The organism is Streptomyces sp. NPDC006372 (assembly GCF_040612515.1).
Taxonomy (GTDB): domain Bacteria; phylum Actinomycetota; class Actinomycetes; order Streptomycetales; family Streptomycetaceae; genus Streptomyces.
In genome coordinates this window covers 135,940-151,508 of sequence record NZ_JBEXQJ010000008.1, presented here as the reverse complement: position 1 = coordinate 151,508, position 15,569 = coordinate 135,940, and the positions used below count along the sequence as shown (strand labels likewise).

Below are 15,569 nucleotides of genomic sequence, written 5' to 3'. Positions count from 1 at the left end.
TGCCTTTCGGAGCAGGCGGTTCGGTTCGGGAAGCGGGACTCACAACTGCTGGGCTCGACAGGACTCTTGGGAGGGACGGTTCAGGCGGGCGGTGGCCCCGAGCTCTCCCGCACCACCAGTTCCGGAACGGACACGGGATGCGGGGCGACCGGAGCGGACTCCTCCAGTGCGCCGTGCAGCAGGGCGAACGCGGCCCGTCCGAGGCCGGTGAAGTCCAGGCGCACGGTCGTCAGGGACGGCGTGAGGAAGGCGGAGTGGGGGGCGTCGTCGAAGCCGGCCACGCTGACCTCGCCCGGCACCGAGCGGCCGGTCTCGTGCAGGGCGCGCAGCACACCGAGGGCGAGATCGTCGTTGCCGCAGAGGATCGCCGTGGCGGACGGGTCCTTCGCGAGCTTCAGCCCGGCCGCGTGACCGCCCGCCGGCCCCCAACTGCCCTGCACGGGGCGGGGCTCGCGGGCGCCGGCCTCCTTCAGCGCCTGCCGCCAGCCGCTGGTGCGGGCGCTGGTGCGCCGGGTGCTCGACGGGATGGCGACGTAGTGCACGGTCTCGTGGCCCAGGGAGAGCAGGTGGCGGGTCGCCTGGTAGGCGGCCTCGCGGTCGTCGGCCCACACCCACGGGCGGTCGCCGCCGGGCGGGCTCGCCGGTGTCTCCACCACACCCACGACCGGCAGTCCGGCGGGCACCGCTCCGAGCGCCCGGACACCGGCCGGATCGTAGGCGATCACGATGATGCCGCCGCCCGCGTCAGCCGCGCGCTGCACCTCGGCGCTGACGGCCGGGTCCTCAGCGGATTCCAGCACCCCGATCCCGACCGAGTACGACGCGGCCCGGGCGGACTCCTCGATGCCCTGGAGGATCGAGGCGTAGCCGTAGTGGGTGGTGTTCGCGGTCAGCACGGTCACGGCACGGTTGCGTCCGCTGGCCAGGGCGAGGGCGGTCGCGTTGCGGCGGAAGCCCAGCTCGTCGATGGCGGCGAGCACCCGCTCCCGGGTGGACGGCCGAACGCTGGGATGGCCGTTGATCACCCGCGAGACCGTCTGGTACGAGACGCCCGCGGCGCCGGCGACGTCCCTGATGCTCGCCGGGCGCCTTGTGTGACCGGTCACATTCATGCGAGGATTGTGACCGGTCACACTTGGGTCGTCAAGAGACCGTAACGAGGGATTCACGCGGACCCGCGTTCCCGGGGACGGGGCGGGGCCAGGAGGGGGAGCACCTTGACCGGCACGGCGGAAGCGGCGCACATGGCCTCCAACCAGCGGCAGGACCAGTTCACTTGGGGGCACGAAGCCCTGCGGGCCGGATTCACGGTCGCAGCCGACGGGACCCTGCGGCTGACCCGGCTGGCCCACCCCGGCGACGAGCGGCCCGCCGACGGCCACGCCGGCCCAGAGTCCGCCCTCCCACTCGTGGAACTCACCGCGCTCGGCCACGGCAGCGGCTGGTCCGGCCCGCGCTTCACCGGCACCGCCTTCGGTACCCGGCTCGCCTACCGGTCTCACCGCACGGGCGGACGCGACGGCTGGGAACGGCTCACCGTCGAACTCCACGACCCGGCCACCGGGCTGACCGCGTTCGCCGAACTGACCTCACCCACCGGACTGCCCGTCCTCCGCTCCCGCGTCCGGCTCCGCAACGACGGCCCCGGCCCCCTGGTCGTCCAGTCCGTCAGCAGCCTCCTGCTCGGGGGCCTGCCCGCCCCGGACACCCTCGACGTCCACCGGGCCCGCAACGACTGGCTCGCCGAATGCCGCTGGTACACCGAGCCACTGCGTGCCGCCGTCGCCGACATCCACGTGGCCGTCCACGAGCACGACAGCCGCGCCGCGCTCGCCCTCACCGGCCGCGGCAGCTGGCCCACCGACGGGCATCTCGCCATGGGCGCGCTGACCGAGCGGGACGGTGACCGGGCCTGGGTCTGGCAGATCGAGTCCCCGGCCGGCTGGCGCTGGGACCTCGGTGAACGCGCCCACGGCACGTACCTCGCGCTGAACGGCCCCTCGGACGCGGAACACCAGTGGCGGATCCGCCTCGAACCGGGCGAGGAGTTCACCACCGTGCCCGGGGCCCTGGCACTCGGCTCCGGCCTCGACGAGGCGATGGGCGCCCTGACCTCCTACCGCCGGGCGATCCGCCGTCCGCATCCGGACCACACCGCCCTCCCCGTCGTCTTCAACGACTACATGAACACCCTCATGGGTGACCCCACCACGGCGAAACTGCTGCCGCTGATCGACGCCGCCGCCGACGCGGGCGCGGAGTACTTCTGCATCGACTCGGGCTGGTACGACGACGACACCCGGGGCTGGTGGGACAGCGTCGGCGCATGGCAGCCCTCGCCGCGCCGGTTCCCCGACGGCGGCATCCAGGCCGTCCTGGACCGCATCCGGGAGCGGGGGATGGTGCCCGGACTGTGGCTGGAGCCGGAGGTCGTCGGGGTACGCAGCCCCGTCGCGGCCGAGCTGCCAGCCGAGGCGTTCTTCCAGCGCGACGGCATACGCCTGACCGAACAAGGCCGTCACCAGCTCGACCTGCGGCACCCGGCCGCCCGCGCCCACCTCGACAAGACGGTCGACCGGATCGTCGGCGACTGGGGCGTGGGCTACCTCAAGCTGGACTACAACATCGTGGTCGATCCGGGTACCCGGGCCCCCGGCGACCTGGCACCCGGAGCGGGGCTCCTCGGCCATGCCCACGCTTATCTGGACTGGCTGTCCGGCGTCCTGGACCGCCACCCCGGCCTGGTCGTCGAGAACTGTGCCTCGGGCGGCATGCGCATGGACGGCGCCACCCTGGCCGTCGCCCAGCTCCAGTCCACCAGCGACCAGCAGGACCCGCTGCGCTACCCGCCCATCGCCGCCGCCGCGCCGACCGCGGTCCCGCCCGAGCAGGGCGCCGTCTGGGCCTACCCCCAGCCGGAGTTCGACGACGACCTGATCACCACGACCCTCGGCGGGGCGCTGCTCGGCCGCATCCACCTCTCCGGCCATCTGAACCACATGCCGGAACACCAGCTGGCCCTCGTACGGGACGCGGTGGCGGTCTACAAGTCGATCCGCGCGGACCTCGCGCGGGCCCTGCCGTTCTGGCCGCTCGGCCTGCCCGGCTGGAGCGACGAGTGGCTGGCGCTGGGCCTGCGGGTCCCCGGTGACCGTACGGCGTACCTCTCGGTCTGGCGCCGCGGCGGCCCCGCCGAACACCGTGTTCCCGTCCGGCACCTGGCGGGCCGGACCATCCGCGCGGACGTTCTGCACCCGTCGTCGGCGGATGCCGGCCGGGCGGTGTGGGACGGGGACGGGCTGACGGTGACCGTGCCGCGCACCCCCGGCGTCCTGCTGATCCGGCTCACACGGGACGACGGGTAGGCGCTTGTCGTCAGGCGCGTACGGCGCCGCGCTGCCGCGCCTGATCGTGCGCGTCCCGGCGGAACGCCCACGCCATCTCCGGCTCCATCACCGGGCGGAACAGCCGCCGCACCGGCGGCGTGCACAGCGCCGTCACCAGCACCGCGGCGCACACCGTCACCAGGATCTCGCCCAGCGGCCGGTGGACCCACGCCGGCTCGTACCAGCCCCAGAACTTGGAGCCCTGGGCGACGAAGCCGTGCAGCAGATAGCCGTACAGCGTGCCCGCGCCCAACGCGGTGAACCAGGTCCGGCGGCCCGGCACCCAGGCCAGGAAGCAGGCCACCAGCACCAGCGAACAGCCGAAGGTCACCAGGGTCATCACGGGCCCGTACCAGGCGGGCGCCGCGAGTTCCTCGGCGCTGTCGCGGTGGTAGAACCAGGCGCCGGACATTCGCGGCACCGCCCAGTAGGCCACCACGAGCGCACCGGCGAAGACCGGCACGGCCAGGATCCGTGCCGCGCGCCGGCGCACCAGCTGGAAGTGTTCCGGCCGCAGCAGCAGACCGAACACGAAGTACGGCAGGAACTGCAGGGCGCGTTGCAGGTCGAGGTCGTTGCCGATGGACGGCGAGAGCGTCGCCAGCATCGCGACGGCCAGGGCCAGCGGCAGCGGCCACCGCACGCGCTGCCAGATCGGCGTGGTCAGCCGCCAGACGAACAGCGCCGCCAGGAACCAGGTCAGGTACAGCGGGTCCAGCAGACTGACCGGCCGGTCCGGCTCCTGGTCGGTCCACCGGGTGAAGAGGGTGTACGCCGTCTCGAAGACGACGTACGGCACGGCCAGCCCGGTGACCAGACGCCTGATGCGTCCCGGGCTCGCGTCGAAGGAGCGCGAGAAGTAGCCGGAGATGATGATGAACGCCGGCATGTGGAAGGCGTACACGACCATGTAGAGCGCACCGGCCGCCCGGCTGCCGTCCCGCAACGGCTCCCAGGAGTGCCCCATGGCCACCAGCACGATCGCCAGGTATTTGGCGTTGTCGAAGAAGGCGTCACGCTGCCCGGCCGGTTTCGGCGTGGCGGCCGTCGCGGGCGATTCCTTGCCCTCGGCCCCGCCCGTCGCCACCGCGCGCATGCGCAGGGTGTCCTCGCTCATCGGAACTCCCGCGCGAAGTGGGGGGAACCGGGGCGGGTGCGTACGCGTCTCGCCGGAGATACGGCCAGGGGGTGCCGGTGCGACATCCCCGCCGCCTGACCACTGCGGAGTGGTGTAAACCGCTTTCCAGGTGGGTGTAGCGCGGATCACACCGAAGGCGACGGTGCCGCCGGGCCCGGAAGGCGCAGAGCCCGGCGGTACGGTCGCACGGGGCGCGGTCAGCTCACCGAGCAGGCCGTGCCGTTGAGGGTGAAGGCCGTCGGGCTGGGGTTCGTGGCCGCCCGGCCGGCCGTGAAGCCGAGGGTGACCGAGCCCGCCGCCGGGATGTTCGCGGTGTACGGGGCGGACGTGACGCTCACCTCGGAGCCGCTCTGCGTGGCCGTGCCGCCCCAGAGATTGGTGATGCGCTGGCTGTCGGGGAAGGTCCAGCGCAGCGTCCAGCCGTTGATCGCGGACGTGCCGGTGTTGCGGAGGACGATCTCGCCCTGGAAGCCACCGGGCCAGCTGCTCGTCACCCGGTAACCGACCCCGCAGGTGGATGTCGAACCGCCGGAGGACGTCGTGACCGTCACCGTCGCCGAGCGGGGCGAGCGGTTGCCGGCGGCATCACGGGCGTAGACCGCGAACGTGTAGGAGGTGGCGGGGGACAGGCCGGTCAGGGTGGCGGTCGTGGTGGTCGTGGATGTCACGGCCGTCTCGGTGCCGCCGTTGACCCGCACCACGTCGTAACCGGTCACGCCGGTCGCATCGGTCGAGGCCGCCCACTTCAGGTTGACGGAGGAGGAGGTCACCCCGGAGGCGCTCGGTGCGCCGGGAGCCGTCGGGGGAGTGGTGTCCGCGCCGCCCGGGGAGTAGACGGTGGCTTCCTTCGAGGTGGCGGCGATGCCGTTGGCGCCGTGGAAGACGCGCTCCCCCCAGGAGCTGAGCCGGGAGCGGTCGAAGTCGATCGCCAGGTCGAGCACCGGGTCCGTGTTGCCGCTCCAGGACCAGGCCAGCCAGCCGAGTTTCAGCTGCTGGGCGACGGCCATCATGGTGTCCTCGTCCGGGTCGCCGTACTGGTCGGCCGGGCCTCCGAACTCGCCGATGAGGATGGGCAGTTTCGCGTTGACGAAGGCGTTCAGGTAGTCGGTGATCTCCTGGGCGGTGTCGTAGACGCTGTACATGTGGATCGAGAAGATCAGGTTGCCGGTGGAGTCGGCGTCGTAGACGGACCGGGCGTTGGCGCGCATGACACCCTGCCAGTCCTGGCCCCAGTTGGGCGCGTCCACCATGATCGTGTGCGTGAATCCGGCGTTGCGCAGTTTCTTGACGGCGGCGATGGTGGGATCGGTCCAGCCCGCGGGATTCGTGTTGCCCCAGGGCTCGTTGCCGATGTTGATGACGACGTAGTCCTCCTGGCCGGCGAGCACCTCTTTCAGGCCGATCCAGTAGTCGGCCGCGTGGTCGAGGGTCCCGGCGGCGGCCTCCTCGCCGTAGCCGGTGGTGTCGTGCACCTCCAGCACACAGATGAGCCGGTTGGCCTTGCACTGGGCGATGACGCCCGCCACGTCCTGCGCGCTGTTCTTGGTCCAGCGGTGGCCGTCGGAGAGGACGACGCGGACCGTGTTGGCGCCCAGTGCCTTGATGTCGGCCAGTGACTGGGTCTCGCCCGGGTACCAGGTGTGGGCGTGGTTGACGCCGCGCATCACGAAGTCGTTCCCGGAGGCTTCCAGCAGCCGGCCGTTCTCGATACGGAGGCCGGTGGCCGCCGCGTGTGCCGGTGTGCCGAGGGAGAGCAAGGAGAGCAGGAGGCCGAGGAGGGCGACGGCCACGGTGGCCAGGCGTGGGGCGGGGGCGGTGCGGGGTCTCATGGCGGCTCCAGAGGTGGGGGTCGGGGTGGGGCCTGTGCGGTGAAGTGCGTCCGTCCTTGGGAGGGGTGGTGGGCAGCGCCGGTCGGTAGGGGTGGCGAGCAGTCGCCGGTCGGTCCTGGTCCGCGGTGCCGGAGGTCAGCCGGCGGCCGTCGCCGTGCACGTGACGGTCGCCGCCGGCGTGCCCGCCGTTGCCGGGGTGGTGGCGACGAAGCCGAACGTGGCGCTCGCGCCGGGCGCGAGCGCGCCGTTCCACGCCGCGTTCGTGACGGTGGCCGTGCCGTCGGCGGCCACGGTGAGGGTGCCGTTCCAGAGTTGGGTGAGGCGGGCGCCGTGCGCCGGTACGACGGTCGCGGTCCAGCCCGAGGCGGCGGATGCGGACGTGTTCGTCACCGTCACCTCACCCTGGTAGCCGCCCTGCCAGCCGGAGACGGCCCGGAAGCGCGCCGTGCAGGCGGCGGGTTCCCCCGGGTCACCCGGGTCGCCCGGGTCCTGCGGGACGCCCGCGTCGAGGGCTGCCGCCAGGGCCGGGTACCAGCGGGCGGCGATCTTGTCGTCGCCGGAGGCGTTGGGGTGCACACCGTCGTAGGTGTCGGTGGCGGTGCTGAAGCCCGTCCACTGGTCGACCACCGTGACCGGGGAGCGTTCCGTGCCGGTCGCCCGGGCCCAGTCGGGAATCCGCGCGTTGAACTCGACGACGCGCTGGGCACAGGCCGCGCAACTGCTCGGATTCATGGGGATGAGCTGTGCGACGAGGATCCGCATGTCCGGATCGGACGCCCTCATCTGCGTCACCAGTCTGGTGTACGCGGCGAGGATGCGGTCGGGGGCGATGCCGCTCCACACGTCGTTCGTGCCGAAGTGCATGACAACGATGTCCGGACGGGTGGCGGCGAGCCGTCCCGGCAGCAGGTTCTGGTCGGCCACGTTGGTCACCAGCTCACCGCCGTGCCCCTCGTTGTCGCCGTCGTGCGCCTGCCCGCAGCCCTGCGGCGGAAGGGTGCCGACGAAGTCGATGTCCGTGTAGCCGCTGTTCACCAGCCGGTTCCACAGCACCGCACGCCAGCAGCCCGGCGAGCCGGTGATCGAGTCGCCGAGCGGCATGATGCGCACGGGGTTCGCCGCCGGAGCGGCCGCGGCCCGGGGCGCGAGGGTGACACCGAGGGGGAGGAGCAGGGCGGCCAGCAGGCCGAGTAGCGGGACGATCCGTAAGTGCGGGGACGGGCGGCGGGTTCTGTGCATGGTGGGTCCCTTCCCTGGTGAGGTGGGAGCGCTCCCACCACATCAAGCCACCGTTGTCATTGACGCGTCAAGAGGGGTGGTGATGAGAGGGTGATGCCCGGGGCCCGTAACGACGCGCAGCGACGATCACCTGGAGGCAGGCGTGGACATGGAGCGTGGCGCCCTGCACGGGCTGCGCATCGCGGACTTCTCCCGGGTCCTCGCCGGACCGTACGCGACCATGCTGCTCGCCGATCTCGGCGCCGACGTGGTGAAGGTCGAGCGCCCGGGGGCGGGCGACGAGACCCGGCAGTGGCGTCCGCCGGCCGACGAGCACGGGACCTCCACCTACTTCCTGGGCGTCAACCGCAACAAGCGGTCCGTCGCCCTGGACCTGTCGGCCGAGGCCGACCGGGAGCGGGCCCGCGCCCTCGTCGCCGAGTCGGATGTGCTGCTGGAGAACTTCCGGCCCGGAACCATGGAACGGCTCGGTCTCGGATACGAGGACCTGAAGGCCCGTCACCCTGGGCTGGTCTACTGCTCGATCAGCGGTTTCGGCACCGGTGACGGGGCGGCGATCCCCGGCTACGACCTCCTCGTCCAGGCGGTCGGCGGACTCATGAGTGTCACCGGGGAGCCGGCTGGTGAACCGATGAAGGCGGGTGTGGCCCTGGTCGACGTGATCACGGGGCTGCACGCGGCACTCGGGATCATGGCGGCCCTGCGGCACCGGGACACCACCGGCCGGGGGCAGCGCGTCGAGGTGAACCTGCTCAGCTCGTTGCTCTCGGCGATGGTGAACCAGTCCTCGGCCTACGCCGTCGCGGGAGTCGTACCCCGGCGGATGGGCAACGCCCACCCGAGCATCGCACCGTACGAGACCTTCCCCACGGCCGACCGGCCGCTCGCCCTCGCGGTCGGCAACGACGCCCAGTTCGTCGCGCTGACCAGGGTCCTTGATCGCCCGGAACTCGCGGACGACGTCCGGTTCCGTACGAATCCGGAACGGGTGGCCCACCGTGCGGAGTTGCGGGAGGCGCTCGGCGAACGACTGCGCACGGCGGGGGCCGACCACTGGTCCGCCGCCCTGCTGGCCGCGGGAGTGCCGGCCGGGCCCGTCAACTCCCTCGACGAAGCCTTCGCGTTCGCCGACCGGCTGGGACTTCCGGGCATCGTCGCAGTGCCCGGTTCGGAGGCCCGGCAGGTGGCGAGCCCTTTCGCGCTGAGCGAGTCACCGACGGGCTACCTCCTGCCGCCGCCTGCTCTCGGGGAGCACACCGCAGAGGTTTTCGGCGAACCCGAGTAGGGCTCCCACCCGGGAAGACGACCTCTCCCCCGAAGTCCGGGCTGTGTCAGAAGTGTTGACCGGGTAGTGAAAACGTTTTAACTTCCCTTCACCGGACACGCCGAGGTGAGGGGGAGCCGTGGCAACTGCCTTACGGGAACCAGCAGGTACGAAGGGGGGCAGTCCACAACCGCGGCACCCTGGCGGCTCGCAGCGCAAACGTAAAGGTTTTCAGAGCCGTTCACTGTTCCTGCTGATGCTGCCCGGCGTTGCCTACTTCCTGCTGTTCCACTACGGCGCGCTCGCCGGCAACATCATCGCGTTCAAGGAGTACGTGCCGTTCGACGGCCTGTGGGGCAGCCCCTGGGTGGGGCTCGGCAACTTCCAGCGCATGTTCGAGGACACGGCCTTCTGGGACTCGGTCCTCAACACCCTCTGGATCGCCGTCCTTCAGCTCGTCTTCTACTTCCCGGTGCCGCTCGGCCTCGCCCTGCTGCTGCACACCCTCACCTGGAGCTCGGTACGCCGGTTCGTGCAGTCGGTGGCGTATCTGCCGCACTTCATCTCATGGGTGATCGTCGTCGCGCTCTTCCAGCAGGTGCTCGGGGACACCGGCCTGCTCAACAGCGGCCTGAGCGGGGCCGGTCTGCACACCGTCGACATCATCGGCAACCCGGACGCCTTCGAGCCGCTCGTCGTCGCCCAGGTCGTCTGGAAGGACGCCGGCTGGGGCACGATCATCTTCCTCGCCGCGCTCGCCCAGGTCGACGAGCAGCAGTACGAGGCCGCCGCCATCGACGGGGCCGGGCCCTGGCGCCGCTTCTGGCACGTCACCCTGCCCGCCATCCGCCCGGTGATCGTGCTGCTGCTCATCATGCGGCTCGGCGACATCCTCTCCGTCGGCTTCGAGCAGATGCTGCTGCAACGCGACGCGGTCGGCCCGGAGACCGCCGAGGTCATCGACACCTTCGTCTACTACCAGGGCATCGTCGGCGGCGACTACGGATTCGCCGCCGCCGCGGGCCTGTTCAAGGGGCTCGTCGGCGCCCTGCTCGTCTACGCGGCCAACAAGGTCGCCCACCGCCTCGGCGAACAGGGGGTCTACAGGTGAGCGCGTCCGCCCGTCCCGGCTGGATGGAGAAACCCCGGCCGCTCACGCAGGCCGCGAAGGGTGTCGCGCTCGCCGCGGTCGTGCTGCTGGTGTGCGTGCCGTTCCTGGTGATCGTGTCGACCTCGCTGGCCTCCACCCAGGAGGTCGTCGACAACGGCGGCTGGGTGCTGTGGCCCAGTGAGCCCACGCTCGACGCCTACCGCGACATCTTCGACGGCGGCATCGTCACCCACGCCCTGGGCGTGAGTGCCGGGGTGACGATCGTGGGCACCCTGCTCAGCCTCGCCTGCACGGTGACCCTGGCCTACGCGCTGTCCCGCCCGGGCGTCTTCGGCGGCAAGCCCGTGTTGCTGCTGGTGCTGTTCACGTTCCTCTTCCCGCCCGGCATGATCCCGAGCTTCCTGCTCGTGAAGGAACTCGGCCTGCTCGACTCGTACGCCTCGCTCGTCCTGCCCGTCCTGGTCAACGTGTTCAACCTGGTCGTGCTGCGCGGCTTCTTCCAGTCGATCCCCGAGGAGCTGTACGAGGCCGCCCGGCTGGACGGGGCCGGGGACTGGCGGGTGCTGGTGTCGGTGGTGCTGCCCCTGTCCAAGGCCGCGCTCGCCGTCGTCGGCCTGTTCTACGCCGTCGCCTACTGGAACTCCTGGTTCTACGCCTCGCTGTACCTGGAGAGCGACCACTGGCCGCTCCAGCAGGTGCTGCGCACCTATGTGGTGGCCGGGGCCGGGCTGACCGACGCGACGACCGGCGAGGCGACCGTCACCGCTCCGCAGACCGTGCAGATGGCGGTGCTCGTGATCGCCACCGTGCCGATCCTGCTCGTCTATCCCTTCCTGCAGAAGTACTTCACCAAGGGCGTGCTCACCGGCGCCATCAAGAGCTGACACGAGGTGGTTCATCCATGCCCCGCATGTCCCGACGCACCCTCCTGCGCTCCATGGCGGCCGGCGGCGCCGCCGTCTCCGCCCCCGCCTTGCTGACCGCCTGCTCCTCCGGTTCCGGCGACAGCGACGTCTCCAACGCCGGAAAGAAACTCGCCCCCTGGCCGGCCTACAAGCCCGCCAGAGGGCCCGAGCCCGACCTGGCCCCCACCGACGCCGGGGTCCAGGCCGGATACACCTCCTACCCGTCCGACCTGGTCAAGTCCGTCTCCCGCACCCCGGGCGACGGCTCCACCGTCCGCGTCATGACCGTCTCCTTCGGCACCCCGCCCAAGCCCGCCTCGCAGAACCGCTTCTGGGCTGCCGTGGAGAAGGCCCTCGGCGTGAAGATCGAGTACACGATCATCTCCCAGGCCGACTACCAGAAGAAGATGGCGACGGTCATGGCCGGCGACGCCGACGCCCTGCCCGACATCATCAACATGTTCTCCGGCTTCACCCTGCCCCGCGAGGCACAGTTCGTGCAGCGACGCGCCCAGGACCTCACCCCGTACCTGTCAGGCGACGCGATCACCGACTATCCGAACCTCGCCAACATCCCCACCCACGCCTGGCGCGACATGGGCCGCATCGGCGGACGCATCTACGGCATACCGCTGGAGCGTCCGCTGCCCGGTTCGACCCTCTGGATCAACCAGGACATGTTCGCCGACGCGGGCATGAAGGAGGGCTGGACCGCCGAGGACTTCACCGCGGTGGCGCGGCGGGGCACGCGCGGGAAGACGTACATGCTGGGCGCGGCCGCCCAGTCGGGGTTCGGCAACGGCTACCACTCCGCCGCCCACAACGCCCCCCAGAGCTGGGCCGTCACCGGGAACGGCACCTTCGTCCCGGCGGCGACCGACGAACGCTACAAGGCGTCGATCGCCTTCCGGGCACAGCTGCGCAAGAACGGCTCGTACCACCCCGACGCCACGTCCATCTCGCAGATCGACCTGACGACCCTCTACTACAACGGCACCGTCGGCTCCATGCAGGACGGGTTCGGCGCCTACCTGCCCAAGTACCGTGAGTCCAGGGGCAAGATGACCCCGGCGGCCGCCCTCCCGTACAGCGTCGGCGGCGAGCCCGGCGGAATCGTCGCCGCCCGCCGCTCCTTCGGCTACACCGTCCTGAAGCAGGCGAAGAAGGAGCGCGTCGAACTGCTGCTGCGCATCCTCGACTACCTCGCCGCGCCCTTCGGCAGCGAGGAGTGGGAGCTCACCCACTACGGCGTCGAGGGCGTCCACTTCACCCGGGCCAAGGACGGCTCGCCCGAGTACACCGAGCTCGGCGAGGTGGAGAACAACACCAACCTGCCGCTGAAGTACCTCGCCGAAGGCCCCCAGGTCCTGTTCGTGCCCGGCATGCCCGACGCCGTACGCGCACTGCACGCCTGGCAGCAGAAGGTCGTACCGCACGCCGTCCGCAACGCCTCGTTCGGGCTGCAGTCCGCGACGCACAACGCCCAGGGCGCCACCCTCCAGACGCTCCTTGACGACACCGCCACCGGGATCATCGCCGGACGTCTGCCGATGTCGCAGTGGGACGCGACGGTGAAGAAGTGGCGGAGCCGCGGCGGCGACAGAATGGCCGAGGAATACGCCAAGGACTACGCGGCCAACACCTGAACAGCGGTGGGCGGAAGAGGAGACGCGGGGGATGGGGAACGACATGGTGTCCAAGGGGCGGGTCACGATCCGCGAGGTCGCCGAGCGGGCGGGCGTGTCCACGGCCACCGCCTCCCGCGCGCTCAGCGGCAACCACCCGGTCCCCCCGGCGACCCGGGCCCGGGTGCTGCGCGCGGCCCGCGACCTGGACTACGTGGCCAACGCGCACGCCCGCGCCCTGGTCGGCGGTGGCCGCAAGATGGCCGCCGTGGTGGTCCGTCAGGTCACCAGCCCCTTCTACGCCCAGGTCGCCGAGGGCGTGGAGGCCGAGGCCGCCGACCGCGGGTGGCTCTGCGTGGTCGGCGCCACGGGCGGTGACGCCCAGCGCGAGATGGAGTTCGTGCAGCTCATGCGGGAGGAGGGAGCCCGGCTGGTGATCCTCGTCGGCGGGGTCGTCGAGGACGAGGCCTACCGTGAGCGCGTCGCCCACTACGCCCATGCCCTGGACTCCTCCGGAGCCCGGCTCGTGCTCTGCGGCCGGCCCGCGCCCGGCCCCGAGATCCCCGCGCTCGTGGTCGAGTTCGACAACGAGGCCGGCGCCCGCGCCGTCACCGCCCATCTGCTCTCGGCCGGGCACCGCCGGATCGTCTTCCTCGGCGGACTGCCCGGCAACACCGCCCTGGACGCCCGCGTCGCCGGCTACCGGGCCGCCCTCGCCGACCACGGACTGCCGCCCGGGGCCGCCGAAGTCGTCGACTGCGGGCTCGGCCGCGCCGCCGGCCACCGCGCGATGACCGAACTCCTCAAGAACACACGCGAGTTCACCGCCGTGTTCGCCGGTGACGACATGGTCGCCGCCGGCGCCCTGCGCGCGATCGCCGATGCCGGACTCCGCGTCCCCGACGACATCTCCGTCGTCGGCTACAACGACATCCCGCTCGCCGAGGACTTCAACCCGCCCCTCACCACCGTCCGCACCCCCGCCGAGGAACTCGGCCGCGCCGCCGTGCGCATCGCGCTGCGCGACCCCGAGCACGCCGCCGGGGCCCACCACCTGCTCGGCACCCACATCGTCGTACGCGAGAGCGTCGGCGCGCCCCCGCCCGGGCGCGCCCTGTGAGCAACGGAGGAACCGCACCCGCATGAGCGCGCCGCACGTGTCGCTCCCCGACCCCGCACACCTCCCCAACCTGCCCCACCTGCCGCCCCCCGATCCACTGACCTCGCCGCTCACCGGCTGGACCCGCGCCCACTGGGAGTCGATCGCCGACCGGCTCCTCGACGCCCTCACTCCCTACGCCTCCCCGGGCCTGGCCCAGTACCGGCTGCCCGGGCCGCCCAGCCACTCCGGGCCCTGGTCGGACGGTCTCGAGGGCTTCGCCCGCTCCTTCCTCCTGGCCGCCTTCCGCATCGCCGGCTCCGGCGGACAGCGGCCCGCGCTCGTCGAGCGCTACGCGGCCGGGCTCACGGCCGGCACCGACCCCCGCAGCCCCGACCACTGGCCGTCGATCACCGACCGCTCCCAGCCCATGGTGGAGGCAGCCTCCGTCGCGATCGCCCTGCACGAGACCCGCCCGTGGATCTGGGACCGGCTCGACGACCGGGTACGGCAGCGGATCGCCGACTGGCTGGGCGGCTTCGTCGGAGCCGACGTCAACGACTCCAACTGGCGGCTGTTCCAGGTCATCACCGAGGAGTTCCTCGCCTCCGTCGGCGCGCCCCACAGCCGCGGCGAGATCGACGCCGGCCTCGCCCGCCTGGAGGACTGGTACCGGGGCGACGGCTGGTACACCGACGGCGACGGCCGCAAGTTCGACTACTACAACGCCTGGGCGCTGCACCTGTATCCGGTCCTGTGGGCCCGGGTCGCCGGACCGCGCGCCGACCCGGGGCTGGTGGCGGGCCACCGGGCGCGACTGCGCTCCTTCCTCCACGACCACCAGCACTTCTTCGGCGCCGACGGCGCCCCGGTCCACCAGGGCCGCTCCCTCACCTACCGTTTCGCGACCACCGCACCGCTGTGGGCCGGGGCCCTCGCCGACGCCACGCCGCTGCCGCCCGGCCGCACCCGCCGCCTGGCCTCCGGCGCGCTGAAGCACTTCGCCGAGCGCGGCGTGCCCGACGAACGGGGCCTGCTCACGCTCGGCTGGTACAAGCCCTTCCTCCCGGTCACCCAGCGCTACTCGGGCCCGGCCTCCCCCTACTGGGCGAGCAAGGCATTCCTCGGCCTGCTCCTGCCCGCCGACCACCCCGTGTGGACCGCTCCGGAGGAACCCGGGCCGGTCGAGACGGGCGATGTACGCCTCGCGTTACCGGCACCGGGCTGGCTGCTGCACTCCACCGCCGCCGACGGCATCGTCCGGCTCGTCAACCACGGCAGCGACCGCCTGCCACCCCCGCCGGCGACGACCGACGACAGCCCGCACTACGCCCGGTTCGGCTACTCCAGCGCGACGGCACCCGAGACACCGGCGGACGTGGGCCCCGACAACCACCTCGCCCTGCTCGCCCCCGACGGCACGCCCACTCCGCGCGGCCGTATCCACCCCCTCGGCGTCGACGGCACCCGTGCCGCCTCCTGGCACCGGGCCGTGCTCCCGGGCGGCGGTGAAGGGCACCGCATCGAGACGGTCAGCGTCGTCCACGGTCCCTGGGAGGTCCGGGTGCACCGCGTCGACGCGCCGCCCGGCACGAGCGTGCGCGAAGGCGGCTGGGCCGTCGCCGACGACACCGAGCCACCGGCCTGCCGGACCGGCCCCGGCTCGGCACTGGTCCGGCGCGCGGACGGCCTGACCAGCGCGCTCGTGGGACTGCACGGCTGGGGCGACGCCGAGGGAACGGTCGCGGCGGCCGAGGGCCGCAACGCGTACGGTCACCACTCGGCGACGCCGCTTCTGACGCTGCCGTCCCACCCCGGTGGCACCTGCCTCCTGGTGACGCTGGTCGTGCTCAGCGCCGACCCGCACGTACCGGTCACCGGAGCCCGGGTCCAGACCGCCGCCGACGCCTCCGTGGAGATCCGTTTCCCCGACGGCACACGGGAATCGGTGCCCTAGGACATGCCAGGAGGGC

The 15,569-nt window shown here is 72.0% G+C and carries 11 protein-coding genes; 7 read left to right on the top strand and 4 right to left on the bottom strand.

Annotation, left to right across the window (positions count from 1 at the left end; translation table 11 throughout):
* Positions 1-80 precede the first annotated feature (80 nt).
* Complete coding sequence (locus tag ABZ016_RS15990; RefSeq protein ID WP_356917209.1) at positions 81-1,112, bottom strand: LacI family DNA-binding transcriptional regulator; 1,032 nt, start codon at positions 1,110-1,112, stop codon at positions 81-83.
* 132 nt (positions 1,113-1,244) lie between these two features.
* Here ABZ016_RS15990 and ABZ016_RS15985 point away from each other — a divergent pair, with 132 nt between their 5' ends.
* Entirely contained in the window at positions 1,245-3,365 is a 2,121-nt protein-coding gene (locus ABZ016_RS15985) for an alpha-galactosidase (protein WP_356917309.1), read from the top strand.
* Between the two features lie 10 nt (positions 3,366-3,375).
* Here ABZ016_RS15985 and ABZ016_RS15980 read toward each other — a convergent pair whose 3' ends face one another.
* From ABZ016_RS15980 to ABZ016_RS15970, 3 genes are all read right to left on the bottom strand, one after another.
* The gene (locus ABZ016_RS15980; protein WP_356917208.1) at positions 3,376-4,503 is read right to left on the bottom strand and encodes an acyltransferase family protein; all 1,128 of its coding nucleotides are present in this window, start codon (positions 4,501-4,503) and stop codon (positions 3,376-3,378) included.
* Between the two features lie 218 nt (positions 4,504-4,721).
* Positions 4,722-6,353 carry a cellulase family glycosylhydrolase gene (locus ABZ016_RS15975; RefSeq protein ID WP_356917207.1) on the bottom strand — a complete coding sequence of 544 codons (1,632 nt, stop codon included), beginning with the start codon at positions 6,351-6,353 and terminating at the stop codon, positions 4,722-4,724.
* Positions 6,354-6,488: 135 nt separating this feature from the next.
* Positions 6,489-7,592 carry a GDSL-type esterase/lipase family protein gene (locus ABZ016_RS15970; RefSeq protein ID WP_356917206.1) on the bottom strand — a complete coding sequence of 368 codons (1,104 nt, stop codon included), beginning with the start codon at positions 7,590-7,592 and terminating at the stop codon, positions 6,489-6,491.
* A gap of 148 nt (positions 7,593-7,740) precedes the next feature.
* On the opposite strand from ABZ016_RS15970, the gene ABZ016_RS15965 reads away from it, so the two are divergent.
* From ABZ016_RS15965 to ABZ016_RS15940, 6 genes are all read left to right on the top strand, one after another.
* A complete protein-coding gene (locus ABZ016_RS15965; RefSeq protein ID WP_356917308.1) occupies positions 7,741-8,877 on the top strand; it encodes a CoA transferase in 1,137 nt (378 codons plus the stop codon).
* A gap of 235 nt (positions 8,878-9,112) precedes the next feature.
* Complete coding sequence (locus ABZ016_RS15960; protein ID WP_356917205.1) at positions 9,113-9,967, top strand: ABC transporter permease subunit; 855 nt, start codon at positions 9,113-9,115, stop codon at positions 9,965-9,967.
* Positions 9,964-10,851, top strand: a complete 888-nt coding sequence (locus ABZ016_RS15955) for a carbohydrate ABC transporter permease (RefSeq protein WP_356917204.1) — start codon at positions 9,964-9,966, stop codon at positions 10,849-10,851. Before ABZ016_RS15960 ends, ABZ016_RS15955 begins: the two co-directional genes overlap by 4 nt.
* A gap of 17 nt (positions 10,852-10,868) precedes the next feature.
* On the top strand, positions 10,869-12,518 hold the full coding sequence (locus tag ABZ016_RS15950) for an extracellular solute-binding protein (RefSeq protein ID WP_356917203.1): 1,650 nt from the start codon (positions 10,869-10,871) through the stop codon (positions 12,516-12,518).
* A 43-nt stretch (positions 12,519-12,561) separates the two neighbouring features.
* Positions 12,562-13,617, top strand: a complete 1,056-nt coding sequence (locus ABZ016_RS15945; RefSeq protein ID WP_356917307.1) for a LacI family DNA-binding transcriptional regulator — start codon at positions 12,562-12,564, stop codon at positions 13,615-13,617.
* 22 nt (positions 13,618-13,639) lie between these two features.
* Positions 13,640-15,553: a DUF2264 domain-containing protein gene (locus ABZ016_RS15940; protein WP_356917202.1), complete on the top strand. Its 1,914-nt coding sequence runs from the start codon at positions 13,640-13,642 to the stop codon at positions 15,551-15,553.
* Positions 15,554-15,569: the final 16 nt, after the last annotated feature.

Excerpts from the sequence above, each read along its gene's own strand:
- ABZ016_RS15950 (WP_356917203.1), top strand. The coding sequence starts at position 10,869 with ATGCCCCGCATGTCCCGACGCACCCTCCTGCGCTCCATGGCGGCCGGC.
- ABZ016_RS15980 (WP_356917208.1), bottom strand. The coding sequence starts at position 4,503 with ATGAGCGAGGACACCCTGCGCATGCGCGCGGTGGCGACGGGCGGGGCC.
- ABZ016_RS15975 (WP_356917207.1), bottom strand. The coding sequence starts at position 6,353 with ATGAGACCCCGCACCGCCCCCGCCCCACGCCTGGCCACCGTGGCCGTC.
- ABZ016_RS15990 (WP_356917209.1), bottom strand. The coding sequence starts at position 1,112 with ATGAATGTGACCGGTCACACAAGGCGCCCGGCGAGCATCAGGGACGTC.
- ABZ016_RS15940 (WP_356917202.1), top strand. The coding sequence starts at position 13,640 with ATGAGCGCGCCGCACGTGTCGCTCCCCGACCCCGCACACCTCCCCAAC.
- ABZ016_RS15945 (WP_356917307.1), top strand. The coding sequence starts at position 12,562 with ATGGTGTCCAAGGGGCGGGTCACGATCCGCGAGGTCGCCGAGCGGGCG.
- ABZ016_RS15965 (WP_356917308.1), top strand. The coding sequence starts at position 7,741 with ATGGAGCGTGGCGCCCTGCACGGGCTGCGCATCGCGGACTTCTCCCGG.
- ABZ016_RS15970 (WP_356917206.1), bottom strand. The coding sequence starts at position 7,592 with ATGCACAGAACCCGCCGCCCGTCCCCGCACTTACGGATCGTCCCGCTA.
- ABZ016_RS15985 (WP_356917309.1), top strand. The coding sequence starts at position 1,245 with ATGGCCTCCAACCAGCGGCAGGACCAGTTCACTTGGGGGCACGAAGCC.
- ABZ016_RS15960 (WP_356917205.1), top strand. The coding sequence starts at position 9,113 with ATGCTGCCCGGCGTTGCCTACTTCCTGCTGTTCCACTACGGCGCGCTC.